This window comes from Paraperlucidibaca sp., from assembly GCF_982810325.1.
This window is the reverse complement of sequence record NZ_CEYEMI010000002.1, coordinates 36343-51910: the sequence shown is the minus strand read 5'-3', so window position 1 is coordinate 51910 and position 15568 is coordinate 36343. Positions and strand designations below refer to the sequence as shown.

Annotated in this window: 18 protein-coding genes; 9 read left to right on the top strand and 9 right to left on the bottom strand. The window is 52.6% G+C overall.

The features are described from left to right. The 8 genes from tolA to AC3DKE_RS01645 form a co-directional block, all read left to right on the top strand. A partial coding sequence (gene tolA / locus AC3DKE_RS01680; RefSeq protein ID WP_487989871.1) for a cell envelope integrity protein TolA occupies nucleotides 1-601 on the top strand: 601 nt, incomplete at its 5' end. Nucleotides 602-604: 3 nt separating this feature from the next. Further along, nucleotides 605-1891: a Tol-Pal system beta propeller repeat protein TolB gene (tolB, locus tag AC3DKE_RS01675; RefSeq protein ID WP_487989870.1), complete on the top strand. Its 1287-nt coding sequence runs from the start codon at nucleotides 605-607 to the stop codon at nucleotides 1889-1891. Nucleotides 1892-2028: 137 nt separating this feature from the next. Further along, the gene (pal, locus tag AC3DKE_RS01670) at nucleotides 2029-2664 is read left to right on the top strand and encodes a peptidoglycan-associated lipoprotein Pal (RefSeq protein ID WP_340674619.1); all 636 of its coding nucleotides are present in this window, start codon (nucleotides 2029-2031) and stop codon (nucleotides 2662-2664) included. 188 nt (nucleotides 2665-2852) lie between these two features. Next, nucleotides 2853-3626 (top strand): YbgF trimerization domain-containing protein, encoded by a 774-nt coding sequence (locus AC3DKE_RS01665; protein WP_411730233.1) that lies wholly within the window; start codon nucleotides 2853-2855, stop codon nucleotides 3624-3626. A gap of 1 nt (nucleotide 3627) precedes the next feature. Further along, on the top strand, nucleotides 3628-4269 hold the full coding sequence (gene queE, locus AC3DKE_RS01660) for a 7-carboxy-7-deazaguanine synthase QueE (protein ID WP_340674617.1): 642 nt from the start codon (nucleotides 3628-3630) through the stop codon (nucleotides 4267-4269). Nucleotides 4270-4272: 3 nt separating this feature from the next. Further along, nucleotides 4273-4944 (top strand): 7-cyano-7-deazaguanine synthase QueC, encoded by a 672-nt coding sequence (gene queC / locus AC3DKE_RS01655; protein ID WP_487989867.1) that lies wholly within the window; start codon nucleotides 4273-4275, stop codon nucleotides 4942-4944. 25 nt (nucleotides 4945-4969) lie between these two features. Then, nucleotides 4970-5512 (top strand): glycine cleavage system transcriptional repressor, encoded by a 543-nt coding sequence (locus AC3DKE_RS01650; RefSeq protein WP_340674615.1) that lies wholly within the window; start codon nucleotides 4970-4972, stop codon nucleotides 5510-5512. Between the two features lie 56 nt (nucleotides 5513-5568). Then, nucleotides 5569-6033, top strand: a complete 465-nt coding sequence (locus AC3DKE_RS01645) for a peroxiredoxin (RefSeq protein WP_340674614.1) — start codon at nucleotides 5569-5571, stop codon at nucleotides 6031-6033. On the opposite strand, the gene AC3DKE_RS01640 is transcribed toward AC3DKE_RS01645, so the two are convergent. Next, nucleotides 6034-6267, bottom strand: a complete 234-nt coding sequence (locus AC3DKE_RS01640) for a sulfurtransferase TusA family protein (protein ID WP_340674613.1) — start codon at nucleotides 6265-6267, stop codon at nucleotides 6034-6036. A 141-nt stretch (nucleotides 6268-6408) separates the two neighbouring features. On the opposite strand from AC3DKE_RS01640, the gene AC3DKE_RS01635 reads away from it, so the two are divergent. Then, complete coding sequence (locus tag AC3DKE_RS01635) at nucleotides 6409-7836, top strand: M48 family metalloprotease (RefSeq protein ID WP_487989865.1); 1428 nt, start codon at nucleotides 6409-6411, stop codon at nucleotides 7834-7836. A gap of 60 nt (nucleotides 7837-7896) precedes the next feature. Here AC3DKE_RS01635 and nadA read toward each other — a convergent pair whose 3' ends face one another. The 8 genes from nadA to fliG all read right to left on the bottom strand — a co-directional run bounded on the left by nadA (nucleotide 7897) and on the right by fliG (nucleotide 15558). Continuing rightward, nucleotides 7897-8970 (bottom strand): quinolinate synthase NadA, encoded by a 1074-nt coding sequence (gene nadA, locus AC3DKE_RS01630; RefSeq protein WP_340674611.1) that lies wholly within the window; start codon nucleotides 8968-8970, stop codon nucleotides 7897-7899. Between the two features lie 61 nt (nucleotides 8971-9031). Beyond that, complete coding sequence (locus AC3DKE_RS01625; protein WP_487989863.1) at nucleotides 9032-9958, bottom strand: sterol desaturase family protein; 927 nt, start codon at nucleotides 9956-9958, stop codon at nucleotides 9032-9034. 10 nt (nucleotides 9959-9968) lie between these two features. After that, nucleotides 9969-10667, bottom strand: a complete 699-nt coding sequence (locus tag AC3DKE_RS01620; protein ID WP_340674609.1) for an NAD(P)H-dependent oxidoreductase — start codon at nucleotides 10665-10667, stop codon at nucleotides 9969-9971. Nucleotides 10668-10768: 101 nt separating this feature from the next. After that, a complete protein-coding gene (locus AC3DKE_RS01615) occupies nucleotides 10769-12118 on the bottom strand; it encodes a flagellar hook-length control protein FliK (RefSeq protein WP_411730236.1) in 1350 nt (449 codons plus the stop codon). A 21-nt stretch (nucleotides 12119-12139) separates the two neighbouring features. Further along, nucleotides 12140-12595: a flagellar export protein FliJ gene (fliJ, locus tag AC3DKE_RS01610; protein ID WP_340674607.1), complete on the bottom strand. Its 456-nt coding sequence runs from the start codon at nucleotides 12593-12595 to the stop codon at nucleotides 12140-12142. Then, nucleotides 12592-13947, bottom strand: a complete 1356-nt coding sequence (gene fliI / locus AC3DKE_RS01605; RefSeq protein WP_340674606.1) for a flagellar protein export ATPase FliI — start codon at nucleotides 13945-13947, stop codon at nucleotides 12592-12594. Before fliI ends, fliJ begins: the two co-directional genes overlap by 4 nt. Beyond that, nucleotides 13944-14573, bottom strand: coding sequence for a FliH/SctL family protein (locus AC3DKE_RS01600; protein ID WP_487989861.1), 630 nt, complete (start codon nucleotides 14571-14573; stop codon nucleotides 13944-13946). The genes fliI and AC3DKE_RS01600 overlap by 4 nt, the downstream gene beginning before the upstream one ends. Then, nucleotides 14563-15558, bottom strand: a complete 996-nt coding sequence (gene fliG, locus AC3DKE_RS01595; RefSeq protein WP_340674604.1) for a flagellar motor switch protein FliG — start codon at nucleotides 15556-15558, stop codon at nucleotides 14563-14565. Before fliG ends, AC3DKE_RS01600 begins: the two co-directional genes overlap by 11 nt. Between the last annotated feature and the right edge of the window lie 10 nt (nucleotides 15559-15568).

The following is a 15568-nucleotide window of genomic DNA, read 5'->3' as shown; positions in this document are numbered from 1 at the left end:
AGAGCCTAAAAAAGAGCCTGTGCCTGAGCCAAAGACTGAAACTAAACCTGCGCAGAAGCCAGACGCAACGCCAAAAGCTAAAACTGATCCAGAGCCTAAGCCCGCGCCTGATAAAAAGCTTGAGAAAAGTCCAGACCCCGCCGCTGAAACAAAACGCGTCATGGATGAGGCCAAACGAATTGCCGATGCCGCGCAAGCCAAGCAAGAGGCAGACATACGTCGTAAGCAGCAGGAAGTGCTTGCCCAGCAAATGCAGTCCGAAATTGATGACCTAGCCAACTCAGCGACCAATGCCGCCCTAGCTAAACAACAAGCGGCGCAGTTGCGAGAGTTCACACTAGCCATTAACCGTAAAATTAAAAGTCAGTGGCGCCGCCCACCGCAAGTAAGCGGACAGCTCAGCACACTGATGCGCATCACGCTAATTCCGGGCGGCGAAGTCACGTCGGTTATCGTCACCAAAAGCAGCGGCAATGAAGCCTTCGACGCCAGCGTTAAAGATGCTGTTTTACGCGCCAGTCCGCTTCCGGTTCCTGCCGATGCAGCTGTGTTTCGTGATAACTTCCGTATATTCTCGCTGAACTATACTACTGAGGAGTAACTTATGGTGTTGCGTCACACTTGGCTCGGTCTATGCTTGCTGCTGGTCTCAAGCTTAGTCCAAGCGGCTCTGACCATTGAAATCACTCAGCGCTTAGATGACGCATTGCCCATCGCCGTCGTACCTTTTGGCGGCATATCCGCAGGCGATAACACCGGAAACATCATTCGAGCCGACTTAGATCGTAGCGGTCGTTTTCGCTCGCTCGACACCGCGGCCCTGCCCGATCGGCCCAGTAGCAGCGCTGAAATGCTACCTGGCGTTTGGCAAAATGTGGCAGCCGACTTAGTTGTTATTGGTCAAGCCAGTAAAACCGCCGATGGCCGCTACTCATTCCGCTATGAGCTATTGAAAAAAGGTGGCCTTGAGCGCGTTTTAGGCGAAACCTTTACTGTTGATGCCAGCCGCTGGCGTGATGCCGCGCACTACATTAGCGATCGCATTTATAAGCAAGTTACCGGTGAGCCGGGCGTATTTTCGACAAAAATTCTTTATGTGAACCAATACAAGCGTGACGGCAAGCGCCGCTATCGTCTTGAGCTTTCTGATATCGACGGCGAGCGTCAAATCACCTTGCTCGACTCTGTTGAGCCGATTTTGTCGCCAACATGGTCGCCAAGCGCTCGCCAAGTTGCCTATGTCTCTTTCGAAAGCCGTAAGCCGGCCATTTTTGTGCAAAACCTAGCCACTCGTCAGCGCACTAAGCTCACCGACTTTGCTGGCCTTAATGGCGCCCCAGCATGGTCGCCCGATGGTAAATCGATGGCACTGACATTATCTCGTGATGGCAATCCAGAAATTTACCTAATGGATCTCACCACCAACGCACTGAAGCGCTTAACGAATAACCCCGCCATCGACACTGAGCCACGCTGGAGCAATGACGGAAAATCACTCATTTTCACTTCTGATCGCAGTGGCGGCCCACAAATTTATCGTCTCAATATCGCCAATGGTGAAACCAAACGCCTCACCTTTAGCGGCAACTTCAATGCCCGCGGCGACATCAGCCCTAATGGCCGCTACCTGTCCGTCGTCCACCAAACTGGCGGCAGCACTTACGCTATCGGCATTCAAGATCTTAATAACGGCGTATTCAGCATCCTCACCGATACACCTTTGGATGAGTCACCAAGTTTCTCACCCAATAGTCAGATGGTCGTTTATGCGACCCGAAAAGGCAGTTTAGGTGTGCTTGGCATTATGTCTTTGGATGGCCGTTTTAAGATGCGATTACCCGCGGTCGATGGCGAAGTTCGTGAACCTGTATGGTCTCCCTATTTACGCTAATGCCGATGTAAGTTAATGTTGCGCCATGTATACAGCAGCCTGAATATTTTTTGAGCTACTGCGACTCGTGGATGACAACGAATACGTTAAAACCATGAAAAAAATCGTTGTTCATTTTTGAAACTAAGGAGCACATCTTGAAACTTGCCAAGTCCGTTAAGCTGGCCACCGTTGGTGCAATCATCGTAAGTCTTTCGGCTTGCTCGATTTTCCAAGGCCCTCGCCCTATCGACCCCAATGACGATTCGCAGTTTGAGAATTTACCACCGGCGCCAGCCATTGAAGCAGTCACACCGATTGCCGAAAACATTGACTCAATGCCTGAGACTGGCTCTGCTAACCTCGGTAACCCCATCGAAGGCAATGTGATTGCCGATAGCTCGTCTCAAGTTATCTCTACCGATAGCTTGTCTAGCTCTACCGACCTGTTGCGCATTCGTGTGTACTACTTCGGCACCAACGTTAGCGACATCACCGCAATTGCTTATGGTGGTCTCAATGCTCACGCGCAATACTTAATCAACCATTCCAGCGCACGCCTGCAGCTATCGGGTCATACCGATGAACGCGGCACACGTGAATACAACTTGGCTCTTGGCGAGCGCCGTGCCAACGCTGTGGCTCGTTACTTAGTCAGCGCCGGTGTCAACGCGAACCAACTGACCGTCGTCTCTTACGGCAAAGAAAAGCCTGTTGCTGATGGCAGCTATGAAGATGCATGGTCTAAAAACCGCCGTGTTGAGCTAGATTACGTGTCGGGTAGCCCCAACTAATCACACAATCGATACGCAATAATAAACGGGCTACGGCCCGTTTATTATTTACACTACCGCTGCTTGCTACACTTTACTGGTCACCTTGAGGAAACATCGCTATGTCACGGTTTGCTATCTGTCCGTCTGCAAGACTCGCCACTGTCGTTTTTGTTGTGAGCTCACTGTCATTAACAGGCTGTCAATCCGTGTCAGCTGAGCAGCGCAGTAACGGCTTACGCACCATGGCGCCAGTAGAGAATATTGATCAACGTAAAGCCCCTGCTGCCGCATCAGCCACTCCTAAAGCGAACCCTGCAGCGGCTGTAGCAGCGACACCCGCCGTCGCCAACCCTGCTTGGGATATGTTTCAGCAGCTTGAAGGTTTGCGCACAACAGTAGCTAGCTTACATGGCCGCGTTGAAGAACAGCAGCAAGTTATTGATCGTTTAAAGGAAGATAGTCGTGCTCGCTACACCGACCTCGATCAGCGCATTGGGCTGCTAGAACAAAGCATGGGACCTGCGCCGATCAATCCTGGCGCAGCAGCAGCCACACCCGCTGCCGCAGCAACATTGGCCGATATTGAAACGCAGAAGCAAGCCTATTTAGCCGCGTACCAAAGCTTTCGTAGCGATGGTCCAGCAGCTGCTATTGGCTCAATGAATGCATTTATTTCGCAATATCCCGATAGCGTGTTTGTCGCTAACGCTTACTACTGGCTCGGTGAATTCCATTTAGCCGAAACACCCGCTAATTTAGATGCCGCGAGCGCGCAATTTAATCGCGTCATTAAAGAATACGAAGGCAGCCCAAAAGTGGCATCGTCTTACTACAAGCTAGGCACCATTGCTGACTTACGCAATCAGCGCAACGAGGCTCGCCAGCTCATGCAAACCGTGGTCAATCGCTTCTCAGATAGTGCCGAGGCCGGTCTTGCTAAAAGCTATCTCGATCAGAACCCGGCTGAAGTGACACGCTAAAGTGAGCCTTCGCATCACGGAAATTTTTTACTCGCTGCAAGGCGAAGCACGAACCGTTGGGAGACCAACGGTTTTTGTGCGTTTAACTGGCTGCCCGCTGCGCTGCACCTGGTGTGACAGCGCCTATGCCTTTCAAGGCGGCACTATTTGGTCTGAAGATAAGGTCTTAGCCGAAGTTGCAAGCTTTGGGCCTCAGTACGTCACCGTGACCGGTGGCGAGCCTTTGGCGCAGCCTGAGTGCATCAGCCTCTTAGAGAAACTCTGCGACGCTGGCTATGAAGTGTCTTTAGAAACTAGTGGCGCTCTGGCTATAGATGCTGTCGATGCGCGCGTGGTCAAAGTCATGGACTTGAAAGCCCCAGGTTCAGGCGAAGTACATCGTAACCGCGTTGAAAATATCGCCTGCCTTAGCCCAAATGACCAAGTTAAATTCGTCTTAAGCACCCGCGAAGACTATGACTGGGCAAAAATGCAATGCGACCTACACGGACTCTATGAGCGCGTTAGCGATGTGTTGTTTTCGCCCACACATGAGCTGCTTGAGCCACGCACATTAGCCGAATGGATACTCGCTGACCGCCTGCCGGTACGCCTGCAATTGCAGCTTCATAAATACCTTTGGAACAACGCCCCAGGACACTGAGTTATGCCGCATGCCGTGGTCTTACTTTCAGGCGGACTCGATTCGGTCACCTGCCTCGCCCTCGCCCAATCACAAGGTTTTAGCGTTACTGCGCTGAGCTTCGACTATGGCCAACGCCATAATGCCGAGCTCACTGCCGCCCGAAATATCGCTAAGCATTACGGTGTCACAGACCATCGCGTCGCGCATATCGACCTCGGTGCTATGGGTGGTTCAGCACTCACTGATGCTGCCTTAGCCGTGCCAGAAACTGAAAGTGAAGGCATCCCCATCACTTATGTGCCTGCTCGCAACACGGTATTTCTCGCCTTCGCCTTGGGTGTCGCTGAAGTCACGCAAGCAGAGGCTATTTATATCGGCGTTAATGCCGTGGATTACTCGGGCTATCCTGATTGCCGGCCGGCATTTATCGAGGCCTTTCAGGCACTCGCAAACCTAGCCACGAAAGTCGGCGTTGAAGGTGCTAGTGTGCGCATTGAAACGCCGCTAATCGCCATGCCCAAGTCTGAGATTATTCACACTGGGCTTAAGCTTGGCGTAGATTACGGCTTAACCGTGTCATGCTACCAAGCTGATGCTCAAGGCCATGCCTGCGGGCGCTGCGATGCCTGTCGCCTACGCCGTGATGGCTTTTTGGCTGCAGGTGTAAGTGACCCTACACGCTATCAAGCCTAAATTTTATTTTAACGAAGGAAACGTTATGCGCCCTGATGCCGAACATTATTTAGTTATTTCCGCCATGGGCACCGATCGCACTGGCATCGTTGAAGCACTCGCGCGCGCCGCTAGCGAATGTCGCTGCAATATCGCCGACTCGCGTATGGCCGTCATGGGTCGCGAATTCACCATTATTTGGATGGTGTCTGGCACGTGGGATGCCATCGCCAAACTCGAAGCGCAGCTGCCAGCGGTCGCCAAACGTTTATCGCTAGAGATGATTTGCAAGCGCACCGAGCTTCGCATGCAAGCGGTGCCAGCCATGCCCTATACCGTGCATGTAATTTCGCTGGATAACCCCGGCATTGTCTCCGATATTGCTAATTTCTTTGCCAGCCAAGACATCAATATCGAGGCTATGGAAACCAATACCTACGCAGCGCCACACACCGGCTCGCCGATGTTTGCGCTGGCGATGACGGTGAACATTCCCGGCCAAATCCACATCGCTTTATTGCGTGAAAACTTCATGGTGTTTTGTGATGACCGCAACCTCGACGCGATTATCGAACCGTATAAGCCTTAACGGCATATTTCGCTGAAACGCACTTCTCGTCTCATCGTTCACATAGGAGCCACTCCATGACTGTCAGTATTGGTCAAGCCGTCGCCGAATTTTCGCTAGCCGCTACCGCCGACAAAACGATTAGCCTGTCATCGCTGCAAGGCAAACGCGTTGTACTGTATTTTTATCCGAAAGATGCCACACCGGGCTGCACACTAGAAAGTCAGCAGTTTCGTGATCTGCACGCTGAATTCGTGGCTGCTAACACAGTCATCTTGGGTGTCTCTCGCGATAGCGTGAAGTCGCACGACAAATTTCAAGCCGCGCAAGAACTACCCTTTGATTTGCTCAGCGATGCCGATGAAGCCTTATGCACTAGCTTCGATGTCATCAAGCTAAAAAACATGTATGGCAAACAAGTGCGTGGCATCGAACGCAGCACTTTTTTAATCGATGAGACCGGCGTGCTGCGTCAGGAATGGCGCAAGCTGAAGGCAGATGGCCATGCCAGTGCTGTTTTAGAGGCTGTGAAAGCGCTGTAATTAGCCTTGAGCATCAATAACAAACTGCGCCGAACCATCAGGGCTTGTGTCTAATGACACCAGCTGATGGCTGGTGTGACGTAAAAATGCCGGAATGTCACGTTGCGCTCCGCTATCAGTCGTGAGCACAATCAAACGCCTGCCCGCCTCGGTCTTATGCAGAGCTTGTTTCAGCTTTAGTAATGGCATCGGGCAGCGTAGGCCACGTAAATCAAGTGTGGTTGCGTCGGTCATTGCAGTCATCGGCTAGCGTAGTATCGGCGTTCATTCTACCATGAGCCTCCGGCACTACTGCCGGCCCAGGAGTATGGTGTGTCCTCTTGTTATCGTCTGCAATCTTTCTCACGACATCTTCGTTGCGGCGTTTTGGCACTCATGCCTCTTTTGTCCTTAAGCACCTTCACCAGCAATGCCGCTCATGCTGGTATGTTTGATGACCCCAATGCCCTGCCCACACTTGGCCAACCAGCCGATCTCATTGCCGATGGCCCAACTGAGCAGCGCCTAGGCCAAGCTTGGCTGCGGCAACTACGCGGCAGCGCGCCTTTATGGCCAGATCCATTAGTCCGCGACTATATTGAAAGCCTGCTCTATAAGCTGTCACTGCACACCCCGCTGCAACAACCTGACTTTTCGGTCGTCGTTGTCGATGACACTCAGGTCAACGCCTTCGCTGTGCCTGGTGGCGTAGTCGGGGTCAATACCGGACTGATTTTAAGCTCCGATAGCGAAGATGAATTGGCCAGCGTGCTTTCTCATGAGCTCGGCCATTTAAGCCAACGCCATTTCGCGCGCTCGCAAGAAGCCAATCAGTACAATCAATGGCTAGCCCTAGCAGGGCTATTAGCGAGCATTGCTGGCGCGGCAGCGGGTGCAGGTGGCGACTTAGGCGTGGCGGTAGGTGCTTCGGCACAGGCACTCGCGGTGCAAAACCAACTTCGCTACAGCCGTGCTTACGAACAGGAAGCTGATCGCCTAGGCCTGCAAACCTTAGCCGAGGCTGGTTATGACCCGCATGCCATGCCAGCGTTCTTTCTAAAGCTCGATCGTAATACTCGTAGACTGGGCTATATGCCGGAGTTTTTGCTGACTCACCCCTTATCAACCACACGTTTATCGGATCTTGCTCGCCGTGTCGCTGATACTCCGCGTGTGCCATTAGCCAATCATCCTGAATTTCGCTTTGTGCAGATGCGCTTGCAAGTGGCCTATAGCACACAGCTCGACGACCTAATTGGCGCCCTCTCAAACTCACTCAATGGCAGTAGCAATTCAGAGGCCAGCCGTTTTGGCCTGAGTTTGGCGCAGTTTCGCAAAGGTGATGTCGATGCCGCACGCGAAACGCTGGCACCGCTGCTGAAGAGCGACCCAAATCGCTTGGACTTTCGCATCAGCGACATAGATTTGGATTTAGCGGCAAGAAACTATGCTAGCGCTTATGAGAAATCTCGACGCAGCCTAAGTCTTTTTCCAAATCAACCGAGCTTGCTGCTACGCCTAACTCAGGCTGCCCTGCCTTTGGGCAAAGCCGATAGTATTCGCGCGGACTTAGACAGAGCTGTGGCAATCCGCCCAAATGATAATGGCCTATGGCGCTTGATCGCTGACTGCGCTCTCAAGCAGCAAGACACCTTGGGCGTGTTTCGTGCCAGAGCGGAGTATTTATTTCTAGAAGGCCGTTTGAGGGCCGCAGAAGATCAATTGAGCAATGCGCTGCGCGTGGCTGGTGAAAACTATTCATTGAGTGCGCAAATTCAGCGACGACTTGCGGTAATGCGTAAGCTTGATCAAGAGTTTCGCTAAGGCTTTTGGCTGACTGATCGCATAGATTACTAGGCGATCAGTCTTGCCTCATTCGGCGTCTTAGCCACCACGGCTACGCTTAAGCTCGGCGGAAAAATCCAACATGCGCTGCAAAGGTTGCATTGCCAGCACACGCGTAGGCTCATCGACAAAAATCTCCTGATCACCATTACGCAGCACCTGCGCTAGGTTCTCTAATGCGTTCATTGCCATCCATGGGCAATGTGCGCAAGAGCGACAGGTCGCGCCAGTGCCAGCAGTTGGTGCTGCCATAAAGGTTTTATTGGGAGCTGCCTGCTGCATCTTGTAGAAAATGCCACGGTCGGTCGCAACAATAAATTGCTGATGCGGCAGATCTCTAGCTGCTGCAATGAGCTGCGATGTCGAGCCCACGGCATCAGCCACGGCCACCACAGACTCAGGTGACTCGGGATGCACCAATACGCCAGCATCAGGATATTGCAGCTTCAAATCTAAGATGCCGCGCGCCTTAAACTCTTCATGCACGATGCAGGAGCCATCCCAGAGCAGCATGTCGGCGCCGGTGGTTTTTTGCACATAGGCGCCTAGGTATTTATCCGGCGCCCATAAAACTTTTTCACCAAGTCCGGCAAGATGATCAACTACATCAACGGCAATGCTAGAAGTCACCACCCAGTCGGCGCGGGCTTTGACCGCTGCCGAGGTATTGGCGTAAACCACAACGGTATGGTCTGGATGCGCATCGCAAAAAGCACTGAACTCATCGATTGGACAGCCAAGATCCAAGGAGCACGTTGCCTCGAGCGTGGGCATCAATACGCGCTTTTCAGGATTGAGAATCTTCGCCGTCTCGCCCATAAACTTAACGCCGGCGACGACCAGTGTTGTCGCTGAATGCGCATTGCCAAATCTCGCCATCTCTAGCGAGTCGGAGACGCAACCACCGGTTTCTTCGGCTAGCGACTGGAGCTCGGGGTCGGTGTAGTAATGCGCAACGAGCACGGCATCTTTGGCCTTTAGCAGCGCTTTAATTTCTTCGCGCAAGACGAGGCGTTGATCAGGGCTGAGGTTGTCAGTATCGCTAGGTGGCAGATGTAAGCCATCAAGGTGATGTTGTACGAGGCGCTGAGCCGCCGTTTCAGAAGAGGTCATGGCAAAGTCAAAATCAAATAAAGAGGGATATTAGCGCAGCCAAGGCCACGCGGGTACAGGCTCAGGGCTCGATCGGCTGCTTTCTAGGCTCACGCTCCCATTCAGGAGGCGCCCAAATATGCTTTAAGCGCTGGGCTATTGGCCCAGGCTTGGCAATATCTCGCAGCATGTCGATGAACTCATGAAGGTTCAGCGTGAGAATATTATTGCTGTGGACTTGGCGCACAATGCCGTACTCCACTTTCTCCTCTTCCGCCTCAAACGTACCAAAGATGCGATCGAAAATAATCAACATACCACCGTAGTTTTTATCGATGTATTGCTCATTACGGCCGTGATGAACACGGTGATGTGATGGCGTCACGAAAATATATTCGTACCAAGCCGGCAGTTTCCGCACTGATTCGGTATGCACAAAATATTGATACGCCAGATCGACGGCATACATGGCTAAGGTGATTTCTGGTGAAACCCCAAGGAGCATTAAGGGCGTGAAAAATAGCCAATAACCCGTTAATGAATACAGCATGCTTTGGCGCATAGCTGTGCTCAGATTCATGTGCTCACCGCTGTGATGCACAACATGGGCACACCAAAACCAGCGAATGCGGTGACTGCTACGATGGAAAACGTAGTAGCAAAACTCAAGCAAAATAAACAGCGGCACGATGGTCCAGATATTCACCGGCACATTGAAAAAACGTTGGTCATAAACCCAATGCATTGCTGCCATGAAAAATAGAGCATGCACGATCAACTCAAATACTTGGTAAATGCCGCCCAAGTTTAAGTTGGTCAATATGTCTTTGCCGACAAACTGTGTGGTTTGACCGCGGCGGCGCATCACCCACCATTCGACGAGAAATGTGCCGATAAATATCGGCGCCAAACCGATCAAAATAATCTGCTTCCAGTCGACCGGCCCGCCGAGCCAGCCCTCAAGTGTGGGTATGGCTTCTTGGATTATTGTTTGCGCAGTATCTAGCATGATCGTGGTCTCAGAGCGGTTTCATTTCGGCATCAAAATTAGCCAACGATGGCATCACTAAAGTCTCTCGCTTCTCAATGTCGCGAAGCTGAGTGCGGAAATCATCGAGCACGGCCTCACGAGCTTCTTGGCTAATATACGGCACGTGATAGCCATAAAATGGTGCTAGTACGGTCATACCGGCATAGCCCAATGTGCCCTGTAATACTGGCTTTAGCGTTTCAGTTAGGTCGCCATGAATACCACCAGCACTGAGCATATGATCGCGCCCGCCTGTGGTGGCAATGACCATTGCGCGCTTACCTGATAAGCCACCTTGATCGTAAATGCGACGGCCGCCATAGACGATGCCAGAGACGAAAACACGGTCTATCCAACCCTTTAAGATGGCTGGCATGGAAAACCAATAGAGTGGAAAGCTCAACAATACTAAGTCGGCAGCTTTAATTTTTGCCAATTCAGCCGCGATGTCTGGCGCAAGGCTATTGGCCTTAACGTTATGCCGCTGTTCTAGTGCGTAGTTCAGGTAATCCTCGCTACCGCGCGAGCCGAAATCGGCCGCACTGGCGACGGGATTAAAGTTCATTGCGTACAGATCAGATACCACTACCTCGTGGCCGGCAGCTGTTAATTCAGCAACAGCTGCGTCCTTTAATGCATTAGTAAACGACTGCGGCTCAGGATGGGCGTGGACGATCAATACATTCATAACAAACTCATGTTGGCTTTTTACAGATGCAGAAGCATAGCCGCTTGAACAGCTCGCGACTAGCGGCTAGCTCAGGCAGCTAAAAGCTAACACTGCGTATATCAGGCATAGGCATCTAACTGGCTATTGCTCGAGCTTGTTGTTAACGCAGTCGGTTCAGCGGATGAGCCGGATACGCCTCCAACAACATCATCCGACACATTCGCTGAGCCGGCGCGTTGCTCGGATGATCCAGAGCCAACTTGAGCTTGTTGCTGAGCAGCAGCCTCATGGCCATTTTGCTGATCATTGAAATCCATTTGCGCTGCCTGTGAAGCGCCGGATTGCACACGAACATCATCGAGTCGTATGCCCTGAGCTTCAAATGCCGCCGTAAGTTTTGGCAACATGCGCTCGATCAAACCTTGGGTATCGTGATGATCCGCGCTAAAAGAAACTTTAGCGCCGTCTTCACCCATTTGAATGCGAACATGAATCGGCCCAAGGTCATCTGGAGTGATGTGCAAAGAGGCGCTAGTCATGCCATTTTGGCCGAGCCAGGTGAGACGATCAGCCATTGCCGATGACCATGCGCTGTTATCCAACAAGGCGTGGCCTGGCACCGTCCATTGACTGGCAGTAGGTGCGGCAGTTGCTGTCGTACTTGCGGCCAATACATTCGCTGATGGCGCACTTTGACCTTGAGCCGACAAGTTAATTAATTGGTCAGCTTGATCGCCGCTAACTCCGGCTTGCTGCATGGCTTCTTTCATCACGCTAAGCGCGGGTGAAATAGGAGCGCTGTCTTTGGCGGCGGCGAGCGTGTCTGCTGTGCTATTGAGCGTGACTGCAAAGTTTGTGCTTGATGTTGGCTTGGCCAGCGACTCAGCGACATCATCAGGTGTAGTAGTTAAGGCGCTATCGCTTGCTGCGTTATTGCTACGGGCGGACATACCACCTGCCGCAACGAGCACGGCATCATCGGCAGTGCTTGCTGTGCTGCTAACACCAGCTATCACGCCAAGATCTTGACGCAAGACCATAGGAGCTTGCAGAGGCGTCAATAATTGGTCGCCAGCGACGGTGCCGGCCAGTAATGCATCATCAGCACTGAGTTCGCTATCTACGGTTTCACTGGTAGGCGCTTTAGTACCGGTTAGCGATGACTTTAGCTGACCTAAGGCCTGCGCAACATCCGCTAAGGCGGCGGCGATATCATCCGGTAGATCCGCCAAAGCATCGCCCGAAAGCAGATCAACACTAGAGGTTGTGACATAGCTAACCGAGCCATCTGCAGTTACAGGCAGCGCAACAGCAGCGTTAGCGCCTCCATTAGGCCCCATAAGACCACTGAGCAGAGCCACAAAGGGGTTCGATGAAGCATTGGCCGCGTTAGCGCTCGCGTTCGATGACGCGCTAGCAGTTGCCGCTGTAGCGGAGCTGGTATCACTAAAAATGCTGACTATACTCATAATCATTCTCTGCTTTAAGGCTTAGCCAACTTGAGCGCTCAAGCGCCATGCCATGCGCTGCCCAGCCATTTCATCCTGCTGCTTTTGCTCGCGCTTATCGCTCATTTGACGCTCTTGCGCCTGATAGCCCAGCACTAAGTCATTAATACTTTTTTGGTGGCGTTTCGCGCCTAGCCATAGGCCTCGAGCTTGATTCACCAGGCCATCGATACGACGAATTTCAGCCTCTTGCATGCCAATCGCCTCGCTCAAGCGCTGCAAAAACGCGCGGGCACCTTGCAGACGCGCTAAGTCGATTGGACGACCAGGCGCTTGCTCGGCCATGGCGGCGTAATCCAGACGGTAAAGCACCAACTGTTGCAGCTTCTCTTGCGCTAATTGATGCTGCCGCAATTGAGCGGTGTAAGCCTGCGCTAGCTGCGACTCTTCGCGCTCAGCTAAATCTATTACCGGTTTTAAACGCTTCGATCTGGTCATACGACCTCCTCGCCTGCCATTACTTGCCTTAAGCGCTGCCCTGCTTGCACATAGCTCACCGCCTCATGCGTATCCTGTTGCAAGAACTTTGCCATGCTTGGCTGCAGGCGGATGGCCTCATCAATTCGGGCATCTGAACCACGCTGATACGCACCAATAGCGATCAAGTCTTTATTTTGCTGATAGGTCGACCACACCTGCCGAAAGCGGCGAATGTCTTGCTTATGCTCAGGAGTGATGATGTCGTTCATCGCGCGACTGACCGAGTGCTCAATGTCGATAGCGGGAAAATGCCCAGCCTCGGCAAGTTGCCGAGACAACACAATGTGGCCATCGAGAATGGCTCGAGCGGAGTCAACAATCGGGTCTTGCTGATCATCGCCTTCGGCTAGCACGGTGTAGAACGCGGTAATCGAACCGCCGCCCTCATCGCCATTACCAGCGCGCTCGACCAATGCTGGCAGACGCGCAAACACCGTGGGTGGATAACCTTTGGTGGCGGGCGGCTCGCCAACGGCGAGTGAGATTTCACGCTGTGCTTGAGCAAATCGCGTCAATGAGTCCATCAGCAATAAAACGTGTTTACCTTGGTCGCGAAAATACTCAGCTATTGCGGTTGCCTGCCACGCTGCACGCAGACGCATCAATGGCGAATGGTCGGCTGGTGTGGCAACGACTACGGCACGGCGCATATCTTCAGGGCCGAGAATATGATCAACGAACTCTTTGACCTCACGGCCACGCTCACCAATGAGCGCAACGACAATCACTTCGGCTTCGGTGTGGCGAGTCATCATGCCCAAGAGCACGGACTTGCCAACACCACTGCCAGCAAAAAGACCAATACGCTGGCCACGGCCGACGCTGAGTAAGCTATTGATCGCACCAATACCAACATCGAGTGGCTCGCGAATAGGTTTGCGTAGTAAGGGATTGATGGGTGCTGATTGCAGCGAGCGTGTGCTGCTACAGTTCAATGAGCCCTTGCCATCGAGTGGGTTGCCAGCGGCGTCAATAACGCGTCCAAGCAGGCCATTTCCAACTGGCACATTGGCGCTACGCGTTTGCGGAATCACTCGTGCATCGGGCATAACACCGCGCATATCGCCGGTAGGCATTAATAAAATACGATCGCCAGAGAAGCCGACGACTTCGGTTTCCAGCCAATCGTGATCAGCGGTTTGCACCATGCAATAACCGCCGATGGGCACTTGGCAGCCAACGGCTTCAAGCATTAAACCAACCACACGCTTGAGCTTGCCCTCAACGACTGGCGTCGCAGGCTCATCGCCTAGTTGGCGGCGGCGCTCACTCAGCCATTGCGCCCAGCGCTCGCTGGAGGAGCTGCTCATGTCGCTGACTCACTGTGGTGATCTTCGTGAGCTTGGCCAATAAGGCGCTCAAACGTGCGCGCTAAGCGAGTTTCAAAACGCTCATCGATGTGAGTATTTTCAGTACTAACTTCAACGCCGCCACGGCGCATACTCGGGCTTTCAAGCAACTGCCACTGCGCCTCATCAGAAGTCAGCTGGCCTTGCACAAAGCGCAGATCATCTGGATGTAAATGCACACGAACACGACCGCTGGCGGAAGGTAATAAATCAATCGCCTCACGCACAACCGTTAAGACATGGTCTGGGTGTAGCGAAATTTCATGCTGCGCAAGCTGGGCGGCAAGCGCCATGCTTAGATCGAGCAGCTGAGTTTGCACGCTGGTATCAACCGCTGCTAGCGGCTCAGCAAGCTGATCAAGCAAACCCTGCCAGCGTTGCATTTGAGCATCTAGCTCTTGCTTAGCGGCGGCACGGCCTTCGTTTAAGCCCTGCTCCCAACCTTCGCGGCGGGCAACATCGTGCAGCTCGGCTAATTTGACCTCAGACATCATCGAGGGCTCTTCGGCAAGCTCCGCGCTAGCCGCCAAGTGATCCACCACAGGCATCTCCCAGCGAGCCCAAGCGGCGCTATCTTTACTGGACATAATCATCGCCGTTGCTGCCAAGCGAAATCGCGCCTTCTTCAGCCATACGACGCGCAATTATAAGAATCTCTTTCTGTGCAGTTTCAACTTCGCTGAGTTTTACCGGGCCGCGTGCCTCCATGTCCTCAAGCAGCATTTCACCGGCGCGTTTGGACATATTTTTGAAGATTTTATCGCGGACTTTTTCATCCGCGCCTTTCAAGGCAATCGTGAGTAAATCAGTCGAGACCTCACGCAGTAATAACTGCATGCCTTTGTCGGAGACCTGCACCAAATTTGCAAAAACAAACATCAGGTCTTTGAGTCGTTCTGTTAGTTTTTCATCTGTTTTTTCTAGCGAGCTAATGATGCGCTTGCCGGCATCGCCACCAAGGCTATTGATGATGCCAGCAGCAGTGCTAGCGCCATCGATGGCTTTAGATTTGAAATTGCCTGAAAGCTGAAGCTTGTTTTGCAGAATATCTTGCAGCTCGCGCATAGCGGCTTGAGGCACTTTCTCTAGGGTGGCAATGCGCAGCACAACATCATCTTGTAAGGCCGATGGAAGCTGCTTAATGATGTACGCGGCTTGATCTTGCGGCATATGCGCCAAAGTAATGGCTACTATTTGCGGATGTTCATCGCGAAGCATGTGCACGATGGTGTCGCGGTCCATCCAGCGCAGAGAGTCAATCTCCATAGCCTCGTCTTCGCCTAAAACACGATCGGCCAAGGTTTTGCCGCGATCCTCACCAAGTGAGGACACCAGCATTTGCCGAACATAGCCGGAAACCCCAACACCAAAAGACGTTTGCGCTTCCATGGTTTCTTGGAAGCGACTCACCACAGCATTAGCTTGCTCGTGATTAACCTCATTAATCGACGCCATCGCCATACCGATCTTTTCTACTGAATCGGGATCGATGTGGCGTAGCACTTCGGCGGCTTGCTCCTCGCCCATCATCAGCAGAAGCATGGCAGCTTGATGACTATTATTAGGACTCATGGCAGCTGGA